Here is a 1,374-nt window from a genome sequence, read left to right as displayed (position 1 = left end):
TGATGATGTGACCGCCCCCCGACGGCATCTCTGTGCCAAGGTGGGTCTGCGATAATCCACAAAGGAGGACGGTCATGTCGGAGATTATCACGGTCGGGCTCGATCTGGCGAAGAATGTGTTCCAGGTGCATGGGGCGGACGCCGCAGGCGGTGCGGTGCTACGGAAGAAGCTGCGGCGCACGCAGGTGCTGGGGTTCTTTGAGGCTTTGCCGCCTTGCGTCGTGGCGATGGAAGCCTGTGGTGGTGCACATTACTGGGGTCGAGAGATTGGCAAGCTTGGACATGAGGTCCGGCTGATCCCTCCGGCCTACGTGAAGCCCTTCGTCAAACGGCAGAAGAATGACGCCGCCGACGCCGAGGCGATTTGCGAAGCTGCACAGCGTCCGACGATGCGCTTCGTGTCGGTGAAGAGCGAAGAGACCCAAGGGGCGGCGATGGTGTTCCGCGTGCGCGAGTTACTGATCCGGCAGCGCACCCAGGCGATCAACGCCCTGCGCGGTCACCTTGCCGAGTTCGGGCAGGTTGTGCCGCAGGGCGCTGCCAATGCCTCGAAGCTGATCGCCATCGTCGAGGATCCAGAGAGCGGGTTGCCCGCCGAGGCGACAGCCACCCTGCAGGTTCTGATCGGATCCTTGGCGCACCTCGAGGCGCAGATCGGGAGGCTCGATGCCGAGATCTCACGCTGCGCCAAAGAGAACGAGGTCGCCCGACGGCTGATGACGGTGCCGGGCATCGGCCCGCTGATCGCGACGGCCATCGCGACACTTGCGCCGCCTCCCGAGACCTTCCGGAAGGCCCGGGATTTTGCAGCCTGGCTCGGGTTGGTGCCCAGGCAACACTCGACCGGTGGCAAGCAGCGCCTCGGAGCGACGACGAAGATGGGCGAGCGGTCTCTCAGGCGGCTGCTGATCATTGGCGCCAACAGCGTGATCATCAAGCGCCACGTCCATCGTGAAGCTCAACCCGGCACATGGCTGGGGAACATGCTGTCGCGCAAGCCGTCGATGCTGGTGCGTGTCGCGCTGGCGAACAAGATGGCGCGGATTGTCTGGGCTTTGATGGCCCGCGGTGGCGTATACCAGTCTCCGGCCGTGGCAGCGTAAGCAGCCGTCGGTCGCGAGGACGTCGGAGCGGAAGAGGGCAAGGAGCAGTTTGGCGCAACAGTCGTGAGACGGGATCGGGAGAACCAGTGTGCAACAGAGTGCCTTTGAGCACGCGGCTTTGATCTGGACCCGACCTTCGAACACCATACGGGCCCGCGGCATGACCAAGGCCGCATCAGAGGCCGGACACATGTCAGCACCCGGTGACGCGCGGAAAGCAGCTCTGAAATTACCCCTTGCGCAAGGGGCGGTTACACATGTTGCACAAATC

At 63.8% G+C, this 1,374-nt stretch carries 1 protein-coding gene; it reads left to right on the top strand.

Going from position 1 to position 1,374, the window contains the following annotated elements; all coding sequences use genetic code 11:
* Positions 1–74: 74 nt before the first annotated feature.
* Positions 75–1,103, top strand: coding sequence for an IS110 family RNA-guided transposase (locus G5V65_RS21835; protein ID WP_009803435.1), 1,029 nt, complete (start codon positions 75–77; stop codon positions 1,101–1,103).
* Positions 1,104–1,374 lie beyond the last annotated feature (271 nt).

It is taken from the genome of Paragemmobacter kunshanensis, assembly GCF_011059185.1.
GTDB lineage: Bacteria > Pseudomonadota > Alphaproteobacteria > Rhodobacterales > Rhodobacteraceae > Paragemmobacter > Paragemmobacter kunshanensis.
Note: the sequence above shows the minus strand (reverse complement) of the source record. Positions and strands in the feature narration are given on the sequence as shown.

Excerpts from the sequence above, each read along its gene's own strand:
- G5V65_RS21835 (WP_009803435.1), top strand. The coding sequence starts at position 75 with ATGTCGGAGATTATCACGGTCGGGCTCGATCTGGCGAAGAATGTGTTC.